Origin of the sequence: Streptomyces sp. NPDC002773, from assembly GCF_040295605.1 — a bacterium.
Lineage (GTDB): Bacteria > Actinomycetota > Actinomycetes > Streptomycetales > Streptomycetaceae > Streptomyces.
This window is the reverse complement of sequence record NZ_JBEOVO010000006.1, coordinates 263,918-283,549: the sequence shown is the minus strand read 5'-3', so window position 1 is coordinate 283,549 and position 19,632 is coordinate 263,918. Positions and strand designations below refer to the sequence as shown.

Sequence of the window (19,632 nt, the reverse complement as noted above, 5' to 3'; positions counted from 1 at the left end):
CCGTAGGCCTTCCTGGGCTTTCCCCCCAGACCTTCAGGCCACCAGCTCGCCGAAGGACTCCTCCTCGTCACGGCCGAAGCTCAGCACCTCGTCCTCGCGCAGTCGCCGCAGCGAGCGCCAGATGCTCGACTTCACCGTGCCGACACTGATGTCCAGGATCTCCGCGATCTCCGGATCGGTCCGGCCCTCGTAGTAGCGCAGCACCAGCATGGTCCGCTGGAGCTCGGGCAGCCGGGCGAGGGCCTGCCAGAGCACCGTGCGCAGCTCCGTGCCGCGCATCGCGTCCGTCTCACCGACCGTCTCCGGCAACTCCTCGGTCGGGTACTCGTTGAGCTTGCGCCTGCGCCAGGCACTGATGTGCAGGTTGGTCATGGTGCGGCGGAGGTATCCGCCGACCGCGGCCTTGTCGCTGATCCGCTCCCAGGCGCGGTACGTGGAGAACAGCGCGCTCTGGAGCAGGTCCTCGGCCTCGAACCGGTCTCCGGTGAGGTGGTAGGCGGTGGCGTACAGGGAGGCACGACGCTCCTGGACGTAAGCCGTGAACTCGGCTTCCGAGCAGTTGCGCTCCCCCGTGACCTCCCCGTACGCCGCTCCCCCGTCAGCGATGGCCACCATGTACGGCGCCTTGCGCTGACGCCCGACGCTGCGAACGCACCCCCGCCCTCCCCCAAGCTCTCGGCTTCGCTCGAGCAGGGAGGTGCCCCCAGTTGCAGCCCCGGACTTCTCCGTGCTCCGCACGACGTCGTGGAGACGCGTGACTACTGCGCTCGAGGTGGTGCTGTGCAGTGCGTTCATCTCGCGCCCCCCGTCGGTTGGAGTGTGTTTCGGTCCGTGTGCCAAGAAGCTTGCCCACCGGACTTCATGGCGCTGTCCGTCGACTGTCACAGGCGTGTCACAGGGGCCGGGACAGAAGCGCGCCTCCCAGCGGTCGAACTCGGACGGCCGCATGCGACAGAATGACGCCCGTGCCTTTTCTGCTGCTGATCGAGGACGACGACGCCATCCGCACGGCCCTCGAACTCTCCCTGTCCCGGCAGGGCCACCGGGTGGCCACCGCCGCGACCGGTGAGGACGGTCTCCAGCTGCTGCGCGAGCAGCGGCCCGACCTGGTCGTGCTCGACGTCATGCTGCCCGGCATCGACGGCTTCGAGGTCTGCCGGCGCATCCGCCGCACCGACCAGCTGCCGATCATCCTGCTGACCGCGCGCAGCGACGACATCGACGTGGTCGTGGGCCTGGAGTCCGGCGCCGACGACTACGTCGTGAAGCCGGTGCAGGGCCGTGTCCTCGACGCCCGTATCCGGGCCGTACTGCGGCGGGGCGAGCGGGAGTCGACGGATTCGGCGACGTACGGGTCCCTCGTCATCGACCGGTCCGCGATGACGGTCACCAAGAACGGCGAGGACCTCCAGCTCACCCCGACCGAGCTGCGGCTGCTCCTGGAGCTGAGCCGCCGGCCCGGACAGGCGCTCTCCCGGCAGCAGTTGCTGCGGCTCGTGTGGGAACACGACTACCTGGGCGACTCGCGGCTCGTCGACGCCTGTGTGCAGCGGCTGCGCGCCAAGGTGGAGGACGTGCCGTCCTCGCCGACGCTGATCCGTACCGTGCGCGGGGTCGGCTACCGGCTGGACGTCCCTGCGTGAGCAAGGGGATCCTCACGCGGGTGCGTCTGTCCAGCCTGCGGCTGCGGCTCGTCGTCGTCTTCGCCCTGGTCGCGCTCACCGCCGCCGTCGCCGCGTCCGGCATCGCGTACTGGCTGAACCGCGAGGCGGTGCTGACCCGGACCCAGGACGGGGCGCTCAACGACTTCCGGCAGGAGATGCAGAACCGGGCGGCGACGCTGCCGCTGCGGCCCACGCAGGACGAGCTGCGGCGGACCGCCGAGCAGATGGCGACCGGCAGCCGCGACTACCAGGTGCTGCTGCTCGGTGAGCGGGCCGCTGGCAAGCCGATCGTCGGCGCCTCGGATCCGGACGACTTCACCCTGGCCGACGTGCCGCGCTCGCTGACGGAGGCCGTGGACACCGAGCGGCCGGTCACGGACGCCAACCCGTACGCGTACCACCTGTTCTGGCAGCGTACGGAGCGGAACGGGACGCCGTACCTGGTCGGGGGGACGCGGATCGACGGCGGCGGGCCCGCCGGCTACATGTTCAAGTCCCTCGCGGCCGAGAAGGCCGATCTGAACTCGCTCGCCTGGTCGCTCGGGATCGCCACCGCGCTCGCGGTGGCCGGTTCGGTGCTGCTCGCGCAGGTCGCGGCGACGACCGTGCTGCGCCCGGTGCACCGGCTCGGCGAGGCGGCCAAGCAGCTCGGCGAGGGCAAGCTCGACACCCGGCTGCGGGTCACCGGCGCGGACGAACTGGCCGATCTGACCCGTACGTTCAACAGCGCGGCGGAGTCCCTGCAGAAGAAGGTCGCGGACATGAGCGCCCGGGAGGAGTCCTCCCGGCGTTTCGTCGCCGACATGTCGCACGAGCTGCGGACCCCGCTGACCGCCCTCACGGCCGTCACGGAGGTCCTCGAGGACGAGCAGGACTCCCTCGACCCGATGATCGCCCCGGCTGTCGCGCTCGTCGTCAGCGAGACGCGGCGGCTCAACAACCTGGTGGAGAACCTGATGGAGGTGACCCGCTTCGACGCGGGCACCGCCCGGCTCGTCCTCGACGAGGTGGACATCGCCGACCAGATCACCGCGTGCATCGACGCGCGCGCGTGGCTCGACGCGGTCGATCTGGACGCCGAGCGCGGGATCGTGGCGCCGCTCGACCCGCGCCGCCTCGACGTGATCCTGGCGAACCTGATCGGGAACGCGCTGAAGCACGGCGGTTCGCCGGTCCGGGTCTCGGTGCGCACGGAGGACGACGAGCTGGTCATCGCGGTACGCGACCACGGCCCCGGCATCCCCGAAGAGGTGCTGCCGCACGTCTTCGACCGCTTCTACAAGGCGAGCGCGTCCCGGCCCCGGTCCGACGGCAGCGGCCTCGGCCTGTCGATCGCCATGGAGAACGCGCTGATCCACGGCGGTTCGATCACCGCCGCCAACTCGGTCGGCGAGGACGGGGCGGTGGACGGCGCGGTGTTCGTGCTGCGGCTGCCCCTGGACGCGTCGGGGATCACCCGCGAGGTGCAGACCCGCAGCAGCCAGGGCGAGGTGGAGGAAGCGTGAGGCACCGCACCTTCGGGCGTACGGCCCTGACGGCGGTCGCGCTCGCCGCCGTGGTCTCGGGCTGCGGGATCAGGACGACCTCGGTCCCCGTCGACGCGGGCGCGGCCCCGTCCCGGGTCCCGTGCAGCACCACGGAGGGGAGTACGACGGGGTCTGCGGTGCAGGGCGTGCCGGTCCGGGTGTTCCTGGTCTGCGGTTCGCAGCTGGAGGCGGTGGACCGGCGGTCGCCGCTGCCGGAGGAGAAGGCGGGCGGCGATCCGGTGCGTACGGCCAGGGGGCTGCTCGCGCAGCTGCTCGCCGAGCCTTCGGAGAGCGAGCGGCAGGCCGGCTTCACGAGCGCGGTGCGGGGGCCGCTCGTGGTGAGCGGCGGCCACCGGGGCGACCCGGCGGGGACGCTGCGGCTGAGCCGCCAGCCGGAGGACCTGGCGCCGACGGCGCTGTCGCAGCTGGTCTGCACGTTCGCGGAGAGCTCGGCGGGCGCGGGCGGCCACACGGTCCTGCTCGGCGGCCCCGGCGCGTACGAGCCGAAGCGCTACCGCTGCACGACGGAACTGCGCGAACGGCCGGAGTCGGCGCCCCCGACGGCGCCGGCGCCGAGTCCGGAGCCCTCGTCCGCCCCGGAGTCCACGCCACCGACGGCGACCGCGACCGCCCCGGAGTCCTCGACCGCTCCGGAGTCGGTTCCTCCGGCGGCGACCGCGACCGCTCCGTAGTCCGCGGGGCCGGACGCGACCCGGCGGAACCGATTCCGCCGTGCTTGGCGTCTTGGGGGGCGTGCAGCGTCAAGGTTCGGGCGGCAGTGCCGCCGTGGTCGTCCGCGTGGCGGGGTTCGTCCTCGTCCTCGCGCATCTGCTGCTCGTCGCCTGGATCAGCCTGCGCCCACGGGACGTGGCCTGGGTGACCGCGCCGAACACCGTCCCGTTGAACGGCCTCCGGGCGGATCTCGCCCTCGGCACCGCCGAGGCGGCCCGGCTGATCGGTGAGGGGCTGCTGCTCCTGGCCCCGCTCGGGGTGCTGCTCCCGATGGCCGACGGGCGGCTGAACGTCTCCTACTGGGCCTCGCTCGTCCGGACGACCGCCGCCGGTGCGCTGGTGTCACTGGCCGTGGAGCTGCTGCAGACCGCCGTACCGGGTCAGGTCGTGGACGTGGACTCGGTCCTCCTGAACACGGCCGGGGTGGCGCTCGCGCACCTTCTCCTCGTACCGGCCGGGCGGACCTGGCTGCGCCGCAGGTCGGACGCGGGGCGGCCGGACTCCTCCGCGGGGACCAGCCGGGGTCAGGGTTCCGCCCTGCTGCGGAACGACGGGTCTCAGGGTGCGACCCCGACGATTACCAGGGTCCCGATCGCCCGGTAGACCGACGCCGCGGGGCCCTGTCCGGCGGCAGTATGGAGTCATCGGGAGCCCGAGGAGCGGCTCCCGTACCGACTCCGAAGGAGCCCACCATGGCCGCACTTGCCCGCCCCCGTGACGGACGCATGATCGGCGGAGTGTGCGCGGGGCTGGCCCGGCGCTTCGGCATCTCCGCGACGACGATGCGCGTGATCTTCGTGGCCTCGTGCCTGCTGCCCGGCCCGCAGTTCCTGCTCTACCTGGGCCTGTGGATCTTCCTGCCGGCGGAGAAGAGCGCCACTACGGCCTGGTAGCCGCTGCTCGTACGCCCACACGCACGCCGAAGGGGCGCGTACCCGGGAGGACCGGGTGCGCGCCCCTTCGGCGGGTACGGCTGTGGTCAGCCGATCGGCAGGCCGCCGGCGCCCAGCGGCAGGCCGCCGAGGAGGCCGCTGATCGGCAGGCCGCCGAGGGCGCCGGTGGCGCCGTCGAGCGGGAGGCCCTTGGTGGCCTGGGCGGTGGTGGTCGGCAGGTTCTTCGCGCCCTGGTCGAGGCCCTGTCCGAGGGCGCCCTGTCCGGCGCCGAGGGACTCGGAAGCGCCGTCGGGGAGCTCGGTGAGGCCGTCACCCAGCGGGACGGCCTGGGTCACCGTGCCCAGCACGTCGGCGCCGAGCGGCAGGGACGGCGCGGCGGAGGCCGTGCCGGCGGCGGTGGCGGCGAAAGCGGCACCGAGAGCGGCGACACCGAGCTTCTTGGCGGCAGACTGCTTCATCTGAAAATCTTCCTTGGGGAATCCGGGGGCTTCGGGGAAAAGCCGGGAGGGGAAATCCTGGGAATGCAGAGCGGTTCTGCAACCTAACCAGTGATCGGCGCCTCCGCAAACACCGGAAAGCGGCCGGGTGTCGCGCTCGCCCGGCCGCTCCCGTCCCCGTGACGGGGTGTCGCCTCAGCCCGCCGTACGGGAAGACTCGCTGGTCGTGGCGGTCTGTTGGAACAGCCATGCGGACTTCAGCTCGGCGTATCCGGGCTTGATGACCTCGTTGATCATGGCCAGTCGTTCATCGAAAGGAATGAACGCTGATTTCATCGCATTGACCGTGAACCACAGCATGTCGTCGAGCGTGTAATCGAAGGCTTCGGTCAACAGCTCGAATTCACGGCTCATGCTCGTCCCGCTCATCAGCCGGTTGTCGGTGTTGACGGTGGCCCGGAAGTGAAGCCGGCGGAGCAGGCCGATGGGGTGCTCGGCGAACGAGGCGGCGGCCCCGGTCTGGAGGTTGGACGAGGGGCACATCTCCAGCGGGATCCGCTTGTCGCGGACGTAGGCGGCGAGCCGGCCGAGGGTCACCGAGCCGTCGTCGGCGACCTCGATGTCGTCGATGATCCGGACGCCGTGCCCGAGCCGGTCGGCGCCGCACCACTGGAGCGCCTGCCAGATGGAGGGCAGCCCGAAGGCCTCGCCCGCGTGGATCGTGAAGTGGTTGTTCTCCCGCTTGAGGTACTCGAAGGCGTCGAGGTGGCGGGTGGGCGGGTAGCCGGCCTCGGCGCCCGCGATGTCGAAGCCGACGACACCGGTGTCGCGGAAGCGGTTGGCGAGTTCGGCGATCTCCAGGGCGCGGGCCGCGTGCCGCATCGCGGTCAGCAGGGCGCCGACCCGGATGCGGTACCCGTTCGCCCCGGCCTGCCGCTCGCCCTCGCGGAAGCCCTCGTTGACGGCCTCCACGACCTCCTCCAGGGTGAGGCCGCCCTCCAGGTGCTGCTCGGGGGCGTAGCGCACCTCCGCGTACACGACGCCGTCCTCGGCGAGGTCGACGGCGCACTCGGCGGCGACCCGGACGAGGGCGTCACGGGTCTGCATGACGGCGCAGGTGTGCGCGAAGGTCTCCAGGTAGCGCTCAAGGGACCCGGAGTCGGCGGCTTCGCGGAACCAGGTGCCGAGCGTGCCGGGTTCCGTCTCGGGGAGCTGCGCGTAGCCCTGCTCCCGGGCGAGCTCGATGATCGTGCCGGGGCGCAGTCCGCCGTCGAGGTGATCGTGGAGCAGCACCTTCGGGGCGCGGCGGATCTGGTCCGCGGTGGGGACGCGGGGGGTCTGGCTCGTCATTTCCGCACTCTAGCCCCTACGCGCGTAGATCCTGCCTCGCGGCACGTGCGACCCGGCGGTTTTTCCGCTGCGGGCCCGGCGGCCGAACGCCTAGCCTGCGCCCATGACTTCCACGGATCCCCATCCCGACCTGGGCCGCATACGCGGCTTCCTGTCCGCCTTCCACCGACGTCAGGCGGCCGGCACCGTCGGCTTCCCGGGCGGGTTCGCCGTACGGGACGGCACGTACGCGCTCTCCCGCGGGCACAACCACCTGCTCGTCGACGGGCCGACCGACCCCGAGGCGCTGCCCGCGCGGGCCGACGAGCTGATGGCGCACCGTCCGTACCGGCACGTGTTCGTCCTCGACGAGGGGGTCGCGGCGGCCTGTCTCGAGCCGATGACCCGGGCCGGGTACCGGCACTCCACCTCGCTCCTCATGCGGCACACCGGCCCGGTCCCGGCGCACGGCGGAGCGCGCGAGGTGGACCTGGACGCGCTGCGCGGGCCGCTGCTCGCGTCCTGGCGGCGGCTCGCCCCCGAGGCCTCACCGGAGCACGTCCACGACCTGGTGGAGCGGCGGACGGCCAGGCGCCGGGGCGCCGAGGTCGTCCGGTTCCTGGCTTCGTACGGCCCGGACGGCGAGGTGGCCGGCTGGGTCGATCTGTATCTGGACCCGGCGAGCGGGGTGGCGCAGATCGAGGACCTGGTCACGGACGAGGCCCACCTGGGGCAGGGGCATGCCGGGGTCGTCATCGACACGGCCCTGCGGCTGGCCGCCGACGCCGGCTGCACCACCCGTTTCCTGACCGCGCGCCCGGACGACTGGCCGCGCCACTGGTACGCGCGGAAGGGGTTCGAGATCGTCGGAAGCGTGTCCCGGTTCGAACGGGCGGTGTGATCCGGGGTGTTCGCCCGCGCGGACGATACGTAACAGAGACCGCGCGTACGACTGGCGTACACCTCCGCTTCTGAGACTGTTCTGTCATGGCGCACTTCGCACTCGTGGGGCCGCCCGACGCCCGGAGACCCCGGCTCGGACGGCCTGTTGGAGGTTCTGGGACGTCGGCGGCCGCGGGCGGCGTGGTGCTGCTGCTGCCGGACGGCGAGCCGGTGTCGGGGCGTCGTGCCTCCGCGCGGGCTCACGTGGCGATGCTGCCGCTCGGGCGCGCGCTCGTCCGCGCGGGCCGGTCCGAGGGGCTCGTCGCCCATGTGGTGCGCTACCGGGGGCGCGGCTGGAACGGCGCCGACGCGAACCTCGCGGAGGACGCCTCCTGGGCGGTCGCGGAGGCGGTACGGCGGTACGGCGACGTCCCGGTCTGCCTCGTCGGGCACGGGCTCGGCGCCCGGGCGGCGCTGCGGGCGGCCGGCCACGACGCGGTCGGCTCGGTCCTGGGGCTCGCGCCCTGGCTGCCGGAGGACGACGTGGCGGCGGAGCCGGAGGCGGTACGGCAGCTGGTGGGGCGCCGGGTGCTGCTGGTGCACGGCACGAACGACGCCCGTACGGACCCCGAGTTGTCGTTCCGGTTCGCCGCGCGGGCGAAGAAGGCCAACCGGGACACCTGCCGTTTCGAGGTCCACTCGGACGGCCACGCGCTGCGCCAGTACGCGGACGAGGTGCAGGCCCTGGCCGCCGACTTCGTCCTCGGCGCCCTCTTCGCCCGCCCGGTCGCCCGCCCCGTGAAGGACGCGATGGCCGCTCCCCCGCCGCTCGGCCTGCGAATGCCGCTCGCGGCGGGCTTCGGGGGCTCAGCCCGGCGGTGAGGGTTCCTTCGGGAGCAGATGGCCGCGCCTGCTGAGGAGGAACTTCTTGAAGGCGGCCACCGGGGCCGTGTCCGGGTGGCCGTCGAGCCAGGCGACGCCGATCTCGCGGACCGCGCGCGGTGCGGTGACGGTGAGTTCGACGACGCCGGGGCGCGGCACGGCCGGCGGGGGCAGCAGGGCGACACCGAGGCCGGCGGCGACCAGGCCGCGCAGGGTCTCGGTCTCCTCGCCCTCGAAGGCGACCCGGGGCTTGAAGCCGGCCTCGGCGCACAGGTCGTCGGTGATGCGGCGGAGCCCGTACCCCGGTTCCAGGGTCACGAAGGTCTCTTCGGCGGCCTCGGCGAGGCGGACGCGCTTGCGGACCGCGAGCCGGTGGTCGTCGGGGACGACGAGCCGCAGCCGCTGCTCGTCGAGGCGGCGGGCGACCAGGTCGGGGGCGTCCGGTACCGGCGAGGTCAGGCAGAGGTCGAGGTCACCGGCCCGGAGCCGTTCGATCATGGCCTCGCCGTAGTTCTGGACGAGGGTGAAGCGGATCCGGGGATGGTCGACGCGGAAGGCGCGGATGAGGCCGGGGACGGTCTCGGAGCCCATGGTGTGGAGGAAGCCGAAGGCGACGCGCCCCGCGGACGGGTCGGCGTCGGCGCGTACGGTGTCGGCGGCCCGTTCCACCTCGGCGAGGGCCCGCTCGGCGGCGGTGAGGAAACGGCGCCCGGCCGGCGTGAGGGAGACCGTACGGCCGCGGCGGGCGAAGAGGGAGACGCCGAGGTCCTGTTCGAGCCGGACCATCGCCCGGGAGAGCGTCGACTGGGGGACGCCCATCTCGGCCGCCGCGCGGGTCACGTGCTCGTGCCGGGCGACGGCGGCGAAGTACGCGAGCCGGGGCGCGAGCAGCGGTCCCATGTCTTCTTCGTTACTGTTCGGTGACAGGCGAGGCTGTGACCTGTACTCATGCACCATGGGAACGATTACAGCAGTTCCGTGCATTGGACGCATGAAGTGGGTCGCCCTACGTTCGTGACATGCCTTCCGCCAGTACCAAGGCGGCCGCCACCACCGCGTCCGCCGACACCCGCCTCGCCCCCGGCACCCCCGGCTACCGCCGGATGAGCCTCGCGCTCTTCGCCGCCGGCCTCGCCACCTTCGCCCTCCTCTACTCCACGCAGGCCCTGCTCCCGGCCATCTCGGCCGAGTTCGGCGCCACCGCCTCCGCCGCCTCCTGGACGGTCTCGGCCGCGACTGCCGCCCTCGCCCTGTGTGTCCTCCCGATGAGCGCCCTCTCGGAGCGGTTCGGCCGGCGCGCGATGATGACCGCCTCCCTGTCGGTCGCGGTGGCCGTCGCGCTCCTGGTGCCGCTCGCCCCGAACCTGGAGTCCCTGATCGCGCTGCGCGCGGTCCAGGGCGTGGCGCTGGCCGGGCTCCCGGCCTCCGCGATGGCCTTCCTCGCGGAGGAGGTCCGCCCCCGGGCGCTGATCGGCGCGATCGGCCTGTTCGTGGCGGGCAACTCGATCGGTGGCATGAGCGGGCGTCTGGTGACCGGCTGGGTGGCCCAGATGGGGGGCTGGCGCGCGGGACTGGCCGCCGTCGGTCTGACCTCGCTGCTCTGCGCGCTCGCCTTCCGGGCGCTGCTGCCGAAGGCACGGCACTTCACCCCGGGCACGCTCGACCCCAGGGCGCTCGCGCGGACCGTACGGACGCATCTCGCCGACCCGCTGCTGATGCGTCTCTACGTGATCGGCGCCCTGTTCATGACGGTGTTCGGCGCGGTGTACACCGTGATCGGCTACCGCCTGGTGGAGGCCCCGTTCTCGCTGCCGCAGGGCGTGATCGGCTCGATCTTCCTGGTCTACCTGGTCGGTACGGTCTCCTCGGCGGCGGCCGGCGGGCTCGTCGGGCGGCTCGGCCGGCGCGGGGCGCTCTACCTGGCGGTGTCCACCACCGCCCTCGGCCTGCTGCTCTCGCTCGCCGACGCGCTGCCCGCGGTCCTCGCGGGCCTCGTCCTGATCACGGCCGGCTTCTTCGCGGGCCACGCCGTCGCCTCCTCCTCGGTGAGCCGTACGGCGACGACGGGCCGCGCGCAGGCCTCGGCGCTCTACCAGTCCGCGTACTACCTCGGCAGCAGCGCGGGCGGCACGCTCGGCGCGGTCGCCTTCCACGCGGGTGGGTGGGCCGGGACCGTCCTGATCGGTCTCGTCGCGGTCCTCGGCGTCGTGTCGGTCACGCTGTACGGCAGCCACAGCGCCCGCCTGGAGGCGCGGCGGACGCGGATCGCCGCGCCCTGCTGATTCCCACCGATTCCGCCGCAACCGAGTCGCGCCCCCGGACGTCCTGAGTCATAGGACTCAAGGGGGAGTTAGTGATCATGAACAGAATCGCGGGTCGAATAGGGAAGAGAGCGGGCATCGCGGCCGGCCTCACCTCGCTGCTGGTGCCGATGACGATCGCGCTCGGTACGGCTCCGGCGCAGGCGGCGTCCTGCAACGTGACGACGGGCCCGTACCAGAAGCAGGTGGAGAAGTTCCTCGGGCGGACCGTCGACGGCCGCCAGTCGCTCGCCGACTGCCAGGCCATCCAGGCCTTCCAGGCGAAGCACGGCATCACCCCGGCCGCGGGGTACGCCGGGACGGTCACCTGGCGCACGATGAACACGATCCTCCAGCAGCGGGCGGCGGGCACCACGCCCAACCGGGCGGGCGCCTGTCCGACCAACCGGGGCCGGATCGCCTGCGTCGACCTGACCCGCCAGCTGACCTGGATCCAGGACGGCAGCCGCCTCAAGTACGGGCCCGTGCCGGTCCGTACGGGCAAGGACGGCACCGAGACCCGTACCGGCTCGAAGAAGATCTACTGGCGGAACATCAACCACTGGTCGACGCTCTACAACGTCTCCATGCCGTACGCCCAGTTCTTCGACGGCGGCCAGGCCTTCCACTCGACCACCAAGTCCATGTGGAACCCGCCGGGTTCGGGTGGCTGCGTCAACATGACGTCGAGGGACGCCAAGGTGTACTGGAACCTGCTGCGGAACGGCGACGACGTGTTCGTCTACGGACGTAAGCCGGGAACCTGACCCCGACTGTCAGTCCGCTCCGGTAGCTTCCCTCTCACCGGCACCGAACGGGTGCCGGTGAGGGGTGAGTGGGGTTGGGACCGATGAGTGACGCCGCGACCGCGACGACCGACGAACTCGACAAGTACCGCAGGGAGCTGACCGGTTACTGCTACCGGATGCTCGGATCGTCCTTCGAGGCGGAGGACGCGGTGCAGGACACCATGGTGCGGGCCTGGAAGGCCATCGGCTCCTTCGAGGGCCGCTCGTCGCTGCGGTCCTGGCTGTACCGGATCGCCACCAACGTCTGCCTGGACGCGCTGAACGCGGGTAACAAGAGGGCGCGGCCGATGGATCTGACCTCGCCGACGCCGGTCGCCCAGGCGCAGCTCGTCAAGCAGCCCGAGATCACCTGGCTGGAGCCGATCCCCGACGGGCGCGTCCTGCCCTCGGTCGCCGACCCGGCGGAGACGGCCGTCTCCCGGGAGACGGTACGGCTCGCGTTCGTCGCCGCGCTCCAGCACCTGCCGCCCAAGCAGCGGGCGGTGCTCATCCTGCGCGAGGTGCTCGCCTGGAAGGCGAGCGAGGTCGCGGAGCTCCTCGACACCACCGTCGCCTCGGTCAACAGCGCGCTCCAGCGGGCCCGCGCGACCCTGGCCGAGCAGGCGCCGGCCGCCTCCGACACGGCGAACCCGCTCGACGAGGAGCAGAAGGCGCTCCTGGAGCGCTATGTCGCCGCCTTCGAGGGCTACGACATGAAGGCGCTGACCGCGCTCCTCCACGAGGACGCGACCATGTCCATGCCGCCGTACGACCTCTGGCTCCAGGGTCACGACGACATCGTGGGCTGGATGCTGGGCGTCGGCGAGGTCTGCTCCGGCTCGAAGCTGGTGCCGACCGTGGCGAACGGCTCCCCGGCGTTCGCGCAGTACCACCCGGACCCGGCGGGCGGCTACAGCCCGTGGGCGCTCATCGTCCTGGAGCTGCGCGACGGCAAGGTCGCCGGGATGGACTTCTTCCTGGACACCGAGCGCTGGTTCCCGCTCTTCGACCTGCCGGCCCGGCTGGAGGCCTAGGTCTCCAGCGTCCCGTCGAGGCCGGTCAGCAGGAGCAGGGCCCGTAGGTCGGGCCCCGCTCCGTGGAAGCGGATCCGGTGGCCGCGCCGCCCGGCCGCGAGTTTCAGCCGGGCGAGGGCGTCGACGGCGGCGAGGTCGGCGGGCGCGAGGGCGCCGACCTCGCAGACCACGTCACCGGGCGGGGCGGCGGCGAGCTCGGCACAGAGCCGCGCCACCTCGTCCCGGGTGGGGCGGGCGGGCAGGGTCACGACGAGCGGTTGACTGGTGTCCACGTCCGTTGAGACCGCCCCGGGACCTGGAACTCATCGCGGCCCGTGTCGCTAGGCTGCCGATCATGACTCACGAGCCTGTCGAACTGGTGATCTTCGACTGTGACGGTGTCCTGGTGGACAGCGAGCGGATCTACTGCCGGGTGGACCGGGAGGTGTTCGCCACCCTCGGGGCGGAGTTCACCGAGGAGGAGATGGTGGAGCACTTCGTCGGCTCCTCGCACGAACTCCTCACCTCGATCCTGGAGGAGCGGATCGGCCGGCCCCTTGAGCCCGACTGGAACGCGCCTTTCCGGCAGCGGTACGAGGACGCGCTGGACGCGGAGCTGACGGCGGTGGAGGGCGTCACCGAAGTCCTGGACGCGCTGCACGTCCCGTACTGCCTCGCCTCCAACGGCAGCCACGCCAGCATCGGCAAGAACCTCACGCGGGCGGGCCTGCTCGACCGCTTCGAGGGCCGCATGTTCAGCGCCCGCGACGTCGTCCGGGGCAAGCCCGCCCCGGACCTCTTCCTGCACGCGGCGGCCACGATGGGCGTCCCGCCGGAGCGGTGCGCGGTGGTGGAGGACAGCCCGTACGGCGTGCGGGCGGCCCGCGCGGCCGGGATGCGGGCGTTCGGCTACGCGGGCGGCCTGTCCCGGGCGGAGCGGCTCGCGGGGCCCCGGACGGTGGTCTTCGAGCACATGCGGGAGCTGCCGGGGCTCCTCGGCGTGGCGCTCAGCTGACGGGGAACTCGGCGGTGCCGAGGGTGAGGTCGAAGGGGGCGGGGAGGTGGATCTCCTCGCCGAACGGCACCGCGCGCAGCACGCGGTGGACGTCACCCTTCGGCTCCCCGTACAGGGTCACGGTGGGGTCAGCCGGTGACGGTGACACGGTGATGATCCCCTCAATGATCTCCACCTTGCAGCCCTCGGGTGCGTCCGTCTCCTCTATCGGTGCGTCACCGATCCCAGCATGCCGAACGGGACCGGTGGGGGTCCACCGGTCCCGTTCACCCGAAGGTGTCAGAGGAATATGCCCGCGTCAGGCGATGCGGTCCAGGACGATCGGGGTCGGGGTGAAGGCCGTGCCCGGGGCCGCGATGTCCCAGGCCGCGTCCAGCGACTTCAGGGCGTACTCGAACTTCTCCGGCGTGTCCGTGTGGAGGGTCAGCAGCGGCTGGCCCGCCGTGACCGTGTCGCCCGGCTTGGCGTGGAGCTCGACGCCCGCGCCCGCCTGCACCGGGTCCTCCTTGCGGGCGCGGCCCGCGCCCAGGCGCCAGGCGGCGATGCCGATGTCGTAGGCGTCGAGGCGGGTGAGGACACCGTCGGCGGGGGCGGTGACCACGTGCTGCTCGCGGGCGACCGGCAGGGTCGCGTCCGGGTCGCCGCCCTGGGCCGCGATCATCCGGCGCCAGTGGTCCATCGCCGAGCCGTCCGCGAGGGCCTTCGCCGGGTCCGCGTCCTTGATGCCGGCCGCGGCGAGCATCTCGCGGGCCAGCGCGATCGTCAGCTCGACGACGTCCGCCGGGCCGCCGCCCGCGAGGACCTCGACGGACTCGCGGACCTCGAGGGCGTTGCCGGCGGTGAGGCCGAGCGGGGTGGACATGTCGGTGAGCAGGGCCACCGTCTTCACGCCGCTGTCGGTGCCGAGGCCGACCATCGTCGAGGCCAGCTCGCGGGCGTCCTCGATGTTCTTCATGAAGGCGCCGGTGCCGACCTTCACGTCGAGGACCAGGGAGCCGGTGCCCTCGGCGATCTTCTTCGACATGATGGACGAGGCGATCAGCGGGATGGCCTCCACCGTGCCCGTGACGTCACGGAGCGCGTAGAGCTTCTTGTCCGCCGGGGCCAGGCCGTCGCCCGCCGCGCAGATCACCGCGCCGGTGGTGTCGAGGACGTGCAGCATCTCCTCGTTGGAGAGCAGCGCGCGCCAGCCGGGGATGGACTCCAGCTTGTCGAGGGTGCCGCCGGTGTGGCCGAGGCCGCGGCCGGAGAGCTGCGGGACGGCCGCGCCGCAGGCGGCGACGAGCGGGGCGAGCGGGAGGGTGATCTTGTCGCCGACGCCGCCGGTGGAGTGCTTGTCGGCGGTGGGGCGGGAGAGGGAGTCGAAGTTCATGCGCTCGCCGCTGGCGATCATGGCGGCGGTCCAGCGGGCGATCTCCGCGCGGTTCATGCCGTTCAGCAGGATGGCCATGGCCAGGGCGGACATCTGCTCGTCGGCGACCGCACCACGGGTGTACGCGTCGATGACCCAGTCGATCTGCTCCGGGCTCAGCTCGCCCTTGTCCCGCTTCGTGCGGATGACGGAGATGACGTCCATGAGGTGGTTCCTCTTTCTACGCGCATAGAGGGGGAAGGGGGGAGCGACCCTCCCATGGTGCCGGAAGGGTCGCTCCGAGGGTGCTACTTGGTGAGGTGGTCCGGGCCGAACGCCTGCGGCAGCATCTCCGCCAGCGTCAGGAACCCGGCGGGCGTCTCCAGTACGAGTTCGGGGCCCCCGAACTCGTACAGGAGCTGCCGGCACCGGCCGCACGGCACCAGGGGCTCGCCCCGGCCGTCCACGCAGACGAAGTGGGTCAGCCGGCCGCCGCCGGTCGCCTGGAGCTGCGAGACGAGCCCGCACTCGGCGCACAGGCCGAGGCCGAAGGAGGCGTTCTCCACGTTGCAGCCGGAGACCACCCGGCCGTCGTCGGCGAGGGCCGCCGCGCCGACCGGGTAGCCCGAGTACGGGGCGTACGCGTGGGACATGGCCTCGCGGGCCGTCTCCCGGAGGAGGTCCCAGTCGGGCCCGGACGTCACTTGCCCTGGCCCTTCCGGTACGGCAGTCCGTCGGCCTTCGGCATGCGCAGGCGCTGCGCCGACAGGGCGAGCACGAGCAGGGTGGTGATGTACGGGGCGGCGTCGACGAACTGGCTCGGGACCTCGTCGGTCATCACGTACCAGAGGAAGAAGCCGACGGAGAAGGCGGCCGCGATCACACCGGGCACGTACTTCTTCTTGTACAGCTGCCAGGCCGCGGCGAGTACCAGGAGCACGGCGACGAGCAGCAGCAGCGCGTGGACGTTCTCGGCGCCGCCGCGGAGCTTGAGGCTGTCGGTGAAGCCGAAGAGGCCGGCGCCGAGCGCCATGCCGCCGGGCATCCAGTTGCCGAAGATCATCGCGGCGAGACCGATGTAGCCGCGGCCGCCGGTCTGGCCCTCCTGGTAGATGCCGGTGGCGACGATCGCGAGGAACGCGCCGCCGAGGCCGGCGAGGGCGCCGGAGACGGTGACGGCGATGTACTTGTACTTGTAGACGTTCACGCCGAGGGACTCGGCCGCGACCGGGTTCTCACCGCAGGAGCGCAGCCGCAGGCCGAAGGCCGTACGCCACAGCAGCCACCAGGTGCCCGGGATCAGCAGCAGGGCGACGAGGGTGAGCAGCGACAGGTTGGTGACGAGGCCGCCGAGGATGCCGGCCAGGTCGGAGACCAGGAACCAGTGTTTCTGCTGGAGGTCCTGTAGCCAGTCCGACAACCCTGGGATCGTGATCTGGGTGATCTGGTCGATGCGCGGCGACTGCTTGGAGGAGCCGCCCTCGGCCTCGGCGAACGTGAAGTTCGACAGGTACTGGGTGAAGCCGACCGCCAGGATGTTGATCGCCACACCGGAGACGATGTGGTTCACGTTGAACGTGACGGTGATGATCGCGTGCAGCAGTCCGCCGAGCGCGCCGCCGAGGAGACCGAAGAGGACGCCCACCCAGGGGCCCCACTGGTAGCCGGCCCAGGCGCCGAACCAGGTGCCGAGGACCATCATGCCTTCGAGGCCGATGTTGACGACGCCCGCGCGCTCGGCCCACAGGCCGCCGAGTCCGGCGAGGCCGATCGGGACGGCGAGCTGGAGCGCGCCGGAGACCTGGCCCACGGAGGTGAGGTCGTTGGCCCCGGAGACGGCCCGGACGAGCGAGAACAGCAGGAGACCGGCCGCGACGATCAGCATGATCCACGGCAGGGTGAGCTTGCGGCGTCCGCCGCCCTTGGGCGCGGCGCTCGGCTTGGTGACAGTGCCGGTGCTCATGCCGAGACCTCCTTGTCGGTCTTGATGGCGCCGCCGGCGGCGAGTTCCTCGCCGACCTTCTGCTGCTGGCGGCGGAGGCCGTAACGGCGGACGAGCTCGTAGGAGACGACGACCGCGATCACGATGATGCCCTGCATGATCTTGGTGATCTCCTTCGGGTAGCCCGCGGTGTCCAGCGACGAGGAGGCCTTGTCGAGGAACGCGAAGAGCAGGGCAGCGAAGAAGATGCCGACCGGGTGGTTGCGGCCGAGCAGGGCGATGGTGATGGCGGTGAAGCCGACGCCGACGGGGAAGTCGAGGCTGTACGTGTGGGACTCGCCGAGCAGCGTCGGCATGCCGGCGAGGCCGGCGAGCGCGCCCGAGATCAGCATCGAGGTGAGGATCATCTTCTTGGCGTCGACGCCGCTGGCCTGGGCGGCGGACTCGCTGGCGCCGGTGGCGCGCAGGTCGAAGCCGAACCGGGTGCGGTTGAGGGCGAACCAGTAGAGGACGCCGAGGGCGAGCGCGACGAACGTGAAGCCGTAGATGACTCCGTTGCCCTCGCCCATGTCGATGCCGGGGAACCAGCCGGACTCGGAGATCTCACCGGTGGTGAGGTTGTTCGAGCCCTCCGGCTGGAAGCCGAAGTTCTTCGGCAGGATCAGCCAGGCCACCAGCGAGGTCGCGATGGCGTTCAGCATGATCGTCGAGACGACCTCGGAGACACCCCGGGTGGTCTTCAGGATGCCGGCGATACCGGACCAGAAGGCGCCGGTCAGCATCGCGACGAGCACGATGAGCAGGATGTGCAGCGGGCCGGGCAGCTCGACCGAGGCGCCGACGAGGGCCGAGACCATCGCGGCGAGCCGGTACTGGCCGTCGACACCGATGTTGAACAGGTTCATCCGGAAGCCGACGGCCACGGCCAGGGCTGCCAGGTAGTAGATCCCGGTCTGGTTGACGATCAGGACCTGGATGTCGGCGAACCCGGCGTTGTCGATCATCAGCCGGATCGGCTCGATCGGGTCGAGGCCCGTCGCGAGCAGCACCAGCACGGTGAGCACGAAGGCGGAGACGAGCGCGAGCACCGGGCCCGCGGCCCCGATGATCAGCTTGTCCTTGTCGAATTTCATCATCGGGCGTCACCGTCTTCGGGCTGCTCTTCGTTGCCTTCGAGGTGACCGCTGGCCGCGCCGGTCATGGCGGAGCCCAGCTCCTCGGGCGTGATGGTGGCGGGGTCGGCGTCGGCGACGAGCTTGCCGCGGTACATGACCCGGAGGGTGTCGGAGAGACCGATCAGCTCGTCGAGGTCGGCGGAGATCAGCAGCACCGCCAGGCCCTCGCGGCGGGCGTCCCGGATCGCGTCCCAGATCTGCGCCTGCGCGCCGACGTCCACACCACGGGTGGGGTGGGCGGCGATCAGGAACTTGGGGGCGTGGCTCATCTCGCGGCCGACGATCAGCTTCTGCTGGTTGCCGCCGGAGAGGGAAGCCGCGGTCACGTCGATGCCGGGGGTGCGGACGTCGTACTCGCGCACGATCCGCTCGGTGTCCTTGCGGGCCGCCTTCGGGTCGAGGATGCCGCGCTTGGAGTTGGGCGCCTCGGTGACGTGGCCGAGGATGCGGTTCTCCCAGAGCGGGGCCTCCAGGAGCAGGCCGTGGCGGTGGCGGTCCTCGGGGATGTAGCCGATGCCGCCCTCGCGGCGCTTGCGCACCGAGACCTTGGAGATGTCCTTGCCGTCGAGGGAGATGACGCCCGCGTCGGGGGTGGCCATGCCCATGAGGGCCTCGATGAGCTCGGTCTGGCCGTTGCCCTCGACGCCCGCGATGCCGAGGATCTCGCCCTTGTGGATCGTGAGGGAGATGTCGTCGAGGAGCTTGCGGCCCGCCGCGGTCTCCTCGCGGAGGGTGGCGGTGCTCGACGGGTCCGGCGGGGCGGCGGTCGTCAGGGGGGCCGCGCCGCCGCCCTCGACGAGGGTGAGGTTCTCGACCGTGAGCATCGGGACGTCGGTGACCGTCGACTCGCGGGTCTCCGGCGAGGGCAGTTCGCTGCCGACCATCAGCTCGGCGAGCTGCTTGGTGGTGGCGGTCCTCGGGTCGGCGGTGCCGACCGTGGTGCCCCGGCGGATGACGGTGATGTCGTCGGCGACCTTCAGGACCTCGCCCAGCTTGTGCGAGATGAAGATGACGGTCAGGCCCTCGGACTTGAGCTCGCGCAGGTTGTCGAAGAGCGCGTCGACCTCCTGCGGGACGAGCACGGCGGTCGGCTCGTCGAGGATGAGGATCCTGGCGCCGCGGTAGAGGACCTTGAGGATCTCCACGCGCTGGCGGTCGGCGACCCCGAGGTCCTCGACGAGCGCGTCGGGGCGGACCCCGAGGCCGTACGCGTCGGAGATCTCCTGGATCTTCCGCCGCGCCTTGGCGCCGATGCCGTAGAGCTTCTCGCCGCCGAGGACGACGTTCTCCAGGACGGTGAGGTTGTCGGCGAGCATGAAGTGCTGGTGCACCATGCCGATGCCGCGCGCGATGGCGTCACCGGGGCTGGAGAAGGTGACCTGCTCGCCGTCGACGGCGATGGTGCCCTCGTCCGGCTTCTGCATGCCGTAGAGGATCTTCATGAGGGTCGACTTGCCGGCACCGTTCTCGCCGATGAGGGCGTGCACGGTGCCCTTGCGGACCGTGATCGCGATGTCCTTGTTGGCGACGACGCCGGGGAATCGCTTGGTGATGCCGTGCAGTTCTACGGCAGGGGGGCTGGACGCGTTGATGACGCACTCTCCTTGGCCGGAAGGAGTGGGAGCGGGCGGGCAGGCGGGGCGGGGCGAAGTTATCGTGCCAGGGAGATATCTACACGCGTAGCTCTGCCGGAAAGTGAAAAC

At 71.7% G+C, this 19,632-nt stretch carries 22 protein-coding genes; 11 read left to right on the top strand and 11 right to left on the bottom strand.

The genetic code is table 11. The annotated features are described in order from the left end of the window. Positions 1-33 precede the first annotated feature (33 nt). Positions 34-795 (bottom strand): SigE family RNA polymerase sigma factor, encoded by a 762-nt coding sequence (locus ABT034_RS11425; RefSeq protein ID WP_351213710.1) that lies wholly within the window; start codon positions 793-795, stop codon positions 34-36. A 170-nt stretch (positions 796-965) separates the two neighbouring features. On the opposite strand from ABT034_RS11425, the gene afsQ1 reads away from it, so the two are divergent. From afsQ1 to ABT034_RS11400, 5 genes are all read left to right on the top strand, one after another. Then, complete coding sequence (gene afsQ1, locus ABT034_RS11420) at positions 966-1,643, top strand: two-component system response regulator AfsQ1 (protein ID WP_017239746.1); 678 nt, start codon at positions 966-968, stop codon at positions 1,641-1,643. Then, on the top strand, positions 1,640-3,169 hold the full coding sequence (locus ABT034_RS11415) for an ATP-binding protein (RefSeq protein WP_351213708.1): 1,530 nt from the start codon (positions 1,640-1,642) through the stop codon (positions 3,167-3,169). Before afsQ1 ends, ABT034_RS11415 begins: the two co-directional genes overlap by 4 nt. Beyond that, positions 3,166-3,882 carry a hypothetical protein gene (locus ABT034_RS11410; RefSeq protein ID WP_351213706.1) on the top strand — a complete coding sequence of 239 codons (717 nt, stop codon included), beginning with the start codon at positions 3,166-3,168 and terminating at the stop codon, positions 3,880-3,882. The genes ABT034_RS11415 and ABT034_RS11410 overlap by 4 nt, the downstream gene beginning before the upstream one ends. A gap of 61 nt (positions 3,883-3,943) precedes the next feature. Next, complete coding sequence (locus ABT034_RS11405; protein ID WP_351213704.1) at positions 3,944-4,525, top strand: VanZ family protein; 582 nt, start codon at positions 3,944-3,946, stop codon at positions 4,523-4,525. Positions 4,526-4,614: 89 nt separating this feature from the next. Beyond that, positions 4,615-4,815, top strand: a complete 201-nt coding sequence (locus ABT034_RS11400; protein WP_351213702.1) for a PspC domain-containing protein — start codon at positions 4,615-4,617, stop codon at positions 4,813-4,815. An 86-nt stretch (positions 4,816-4,901) separates the two neighbouring features. Here ABT034_RS11400 and ABT034_RS11395 read toward each other — a convergent pair whose 3' ends face one another. Next, complete coding sequence (locus tag ABT034_RS11395) at positions 4,902-5,273, bottom strand: hypothetical protein (RefSeq protein WP_351213700.1); 372 nt, start codon at positions 5,271-5,273, stop codon at positions 4,902-4,904. A 174-nt stretch (positions 5,274-5,447) separates the two neighbouring features. Continuing rightward, positions 5,448-6,602, bottom strand: a complete 1,155-nt coding sequence (locus ABT034_RS11390) for an adenosine deaminase (protein WP_351213698.1) — start codon at positions 6,600-6,602, stop codon at positions 5,448-5,450. Between the two features lie 103 nt (positions 6,603-6,705). Between ABT034_RS11390 and ABT034_RS11385 the strand changes: the two genes are divergently transcribed. Beyond that, positions 6,706-7,482: a GNAT family N-acetyltransferase gene (locus ABT034_RS11385; protein ID WP_351213697.1), complete on the top strand. Its 777-nt coding sequence runs from the start codon at positions 6,706-6,708 to the stop codon at positions 7,480-7,482. A gap of 86 nt (positions 7,483-7,568) precedes the next feature. Next, positions 7,569-8,345 (top strand): alpha/beta hydrolase, encoded by a 777-nt coding sequence (locus ABT034_RS11380; protein WP_351213695.1) that lies wholly within the window; start codon positions 7,569-7,571, stop codon positions 8,343-8,345. On the opposite strand, the gene ABT034_RS11375 is transcribed toward ABT034_RS11380, so the two are convergent. After that, positions 8,331-9,302, bottom strand: a complete 972-nt coding sequence (locus ABT034_RS11375; RefSeq protein WP_351213693.1) for a LysR family transcriptional regulator — start codon at positions 9,300-9,302, stop codon at positions 8,331-8,333. The genes ABT034_RS11380 and ABT034_RS11375 overlap by 15 nt on opposite strands. 62 nt (positions 9,303-9,364) lie before the next feature. Between ABT034_RS11375 and ABT034_RS11370 the strand changes: the two genes are divergently transcribed. The 3 genes from ABT034_RS11370 (at position 9,365) to ABT034_RS11360 (ending at position 12,467) form a co-directional block, all read left to right on the top strand. Beyond that, positions 9,365-10,627, top strand: a complete 1,263-nt coding sequence (locus ABT034_RS11370) for an MFS transporter (RefSeq protein WP_351213691.1) — start codon at positions 9,365-9,367, stop codon at positions 10,625-10,627. A gap of 77 nt (positions 10,628-10,704) precedes the next feature. Beyond that, positions 10,705-11,412, top strand: a complete 708-nt coding sequence (locus tag ABT034_RS11365; protein WP_351213689.1) for a L,D-transpeptidase — start codon at positions 10,705-10,707, stop codon at positions 11,410-11,412. A gap of 83 nt (positions 11,413-11,495) precedes the next feature. After that, on the top strand, positions 11,496-12,467 hold the full coding sequence (locus ABT034_RS11360; protein ID WP_351213687.1) for a sigma-70 family RNA polymerase sigma factor: 972 nt from the start codon (positions 11,496-11,498) through the stop codon (positions 12,465-12,467). Here ABT034_RS11360 and ABT034_RS11355 read toward each other — a convergent pair. Continuing rightward, a complete protein-coding gene (locus ABT034_RS11355) occupies positions 12,464-12,739 on the bottom strand; it encodes an STAS domain-containing protein (RefSeq protein ID WP_351213685.1) in 276 nt (91 codons plus the stop codon). The genes ABT034_RS11360 and ABT034_RS11355 overlap by 4 nt on opposite strands. A 62-nt stretch (positions 12,740-12,801) precedes the next feature. Between ABT034_RS11355 and ABT034_RS11350 the strand changes: the two genes are divergently transcribed. Next, a complete protein-coding gene (locus ABT034_RS11350) occupies positions 12,802-13,461 on the top strand; it encodes an HAD family hydrolase (RefSeq protein WP_351213683.1) in 660 nt (219 codons plus the stop codon). Here the strand turns inward: ABT034_RS11350 and ABT034_RS11345 are convergent. From ABT034_RS11345 to ABT034_RS11320, 6 genes are all read right to left on the bottom strand, one after another. After that, positions 13,454-13,636, bottom strand: coding sequence for a hypothetical protein (locus ABT034_RS11345; protein ID WP_502972872.1), 183 nt, complete (start codon positions 13,634-13,636; stop codon positions 13,454-13,456). The genes ABT034_RS11350 and ABT034_RS11345 overlap by 8 nt on opposite strands. Before the next feature lie 123 nt (positions 13,637-13,759). Then, entirely contained in the window at positions 13,760-15,037 is a 1,278-nt protein-coding gene (locus ABT034_RS11340) for a thymidine phosphorylase (RefSeq protein WP_351213681.1), read from the bottom strand. A gap of 83 nt (positions 15,038-15,120) precedes the next feature. Beyond that, complete coding sequence (locus ABT034_RS11335) at positions 15,121-15,516, bottom strand: cytidine deaminase (protein WP_351213679.1); 396 nt, start codon at positions 15,514-15,516, stop codon at positions 15,121-15,123. Further along, on the bottom strand, positions 15,513-16,775 hold the full coding sequence (locus ABT034_RS11330) for an ABC transporter permease (RefSeq protein WP_351213677.1): 1,263 nt from the start codon (positions 16,773-16,775) through the stop codon (positions 15,513-15,515). Before ABT034_RS11330 ends, ABT034_RS11335 begins: the two co-directional genes overlap by 4 nt. Beyond that, complete coding sequence (locus ABT034_RS11325) at positions 16,772-17,890, bottom strand: ABC transporter permease (RefSeq protein WP_351213675.1); 1,119 nt, start codon at positions 17,888-17,890, stop codon at positions 16,772-16,774. Before ABT034_RS11325 ends, ABT034_RS11330 begins: the two co-directional genes overlap by 4 nt. Then, on the bottom strand, positions 17,887-19,584 hold the full coding sequence (locus ABT034_RS11320; protein ID WP_502972878.1) for an ABC transporter ATP-binding protein: 1,698 nt from the start codon (positions 19,582-19,584) through the stop codon (positions 17,887-17,889). The genes ABT034_RS11325 and ABT034_RS11320 overlap by 4 nt, the downstream gene beginning before the upstream one ends. Positions 19,585-19,632 lie beyond the last annotated feature (48 nt).

Bases quoted from the DNA above. Each gene is read 5' to 3' on its own strand.
- ABT034_RS11425 (WP_351213710.1), bottom strand. From the start codon at position 795: ATGAACGCACTGCACAGCACCACCTCGAGCGCAGTAGTCACGCGTCTC.
- ABT034_RS11400 (WP_351213702.1), top strand. From the start codon at position 4,615: ATGGCCGCACTTGCCCGCCCCCGTGACGGACGCATGATCGGCGGAGTG.
- ABT034_RS11395 (WP_351213700.1), bottom strand. From the start codon at position 5,273: ATGAAGCAGTCTGCCGCCAAGAAGCTCGGTGTCGCCGCTCTCGGTGCC.
- ABT034_RS11390 (WP_351213698.1), bottom strand. From the start codon at position 6,602: ATGACGAGCCAGACCCCCCGCGTCCCCACCGCGGACCAGATCCGCCGC.
- ABT034_RS11385 (WP_351213697.1), top strand. From the start codon at position 6,706: ATGACTTCCACGGATCCCCATCCCGACCTGGGCCGCATACGCGGCTTC.
- ABT034_RS11380 (WP_351213695.1), top strand. From the start codon at position 7,569: ATGGCGCACTTCGCACTCGTGGGGCCGCCCGACGCCCGGAGACCCCGG.
- ABT034_RS11375 (WP_351213693.1), bottom strand. From the start codon at position 9,302: ATGGTGCATGAGTACAGGTCACAGCCTCGCCTGTCACCGAACAGTAAC.
- ABT034_RS11370 (WP_351213691.1), top strand. From the start codon at position 9,365: ATGCCTTCCGCCAGTACCAAGGCGGCCGCCACCACCGCGTCCGCCGAC.
- ABT034_RS11365 (WP_351213689.1), top strand. From the start codon at position 10,705: ATGAACAGAATCGCGGGTCGAATAGGGAAGAGAGCGGGCATCGCGGCC.
- ABT034_RS11360 (WP_351213687.1), top strand. From the start codon at position 11,496: ATGAGTGACGCCGCGACCGCGACGACCGACGAACTCGACAAGTACCGC.
- ABT034_RS11350 (WP_351213683.1), top strand. From the start codon at position 12,802: ATGACTCACGAGCCTGTCGAACTGGTGATCTTCGACTGTGACGGTGTC.
- ABT034_RS11340 (WP_351213681.1), bottom strand. From the start codon at position 15,037: ATGGACGTCATCTCCGTCATCCGCACGAAGCGGGACAAGGGCGAGCTG.
- ABT034_RS11330 (WP_351213677.1), bottom strand. From the start codon at position 16,775: ATGAGCACCGGCACTGTCACCAAGCCGAGCGCCGCGCCCAAGGGCGGC.
- ABT034_RS11325 (WP_351213675.1), bottom strand. From the start codon at position 17,890: ATGATGAAATTCGACAAGGACAAGCTGATCATCGGGGCCGCGGGCCCG.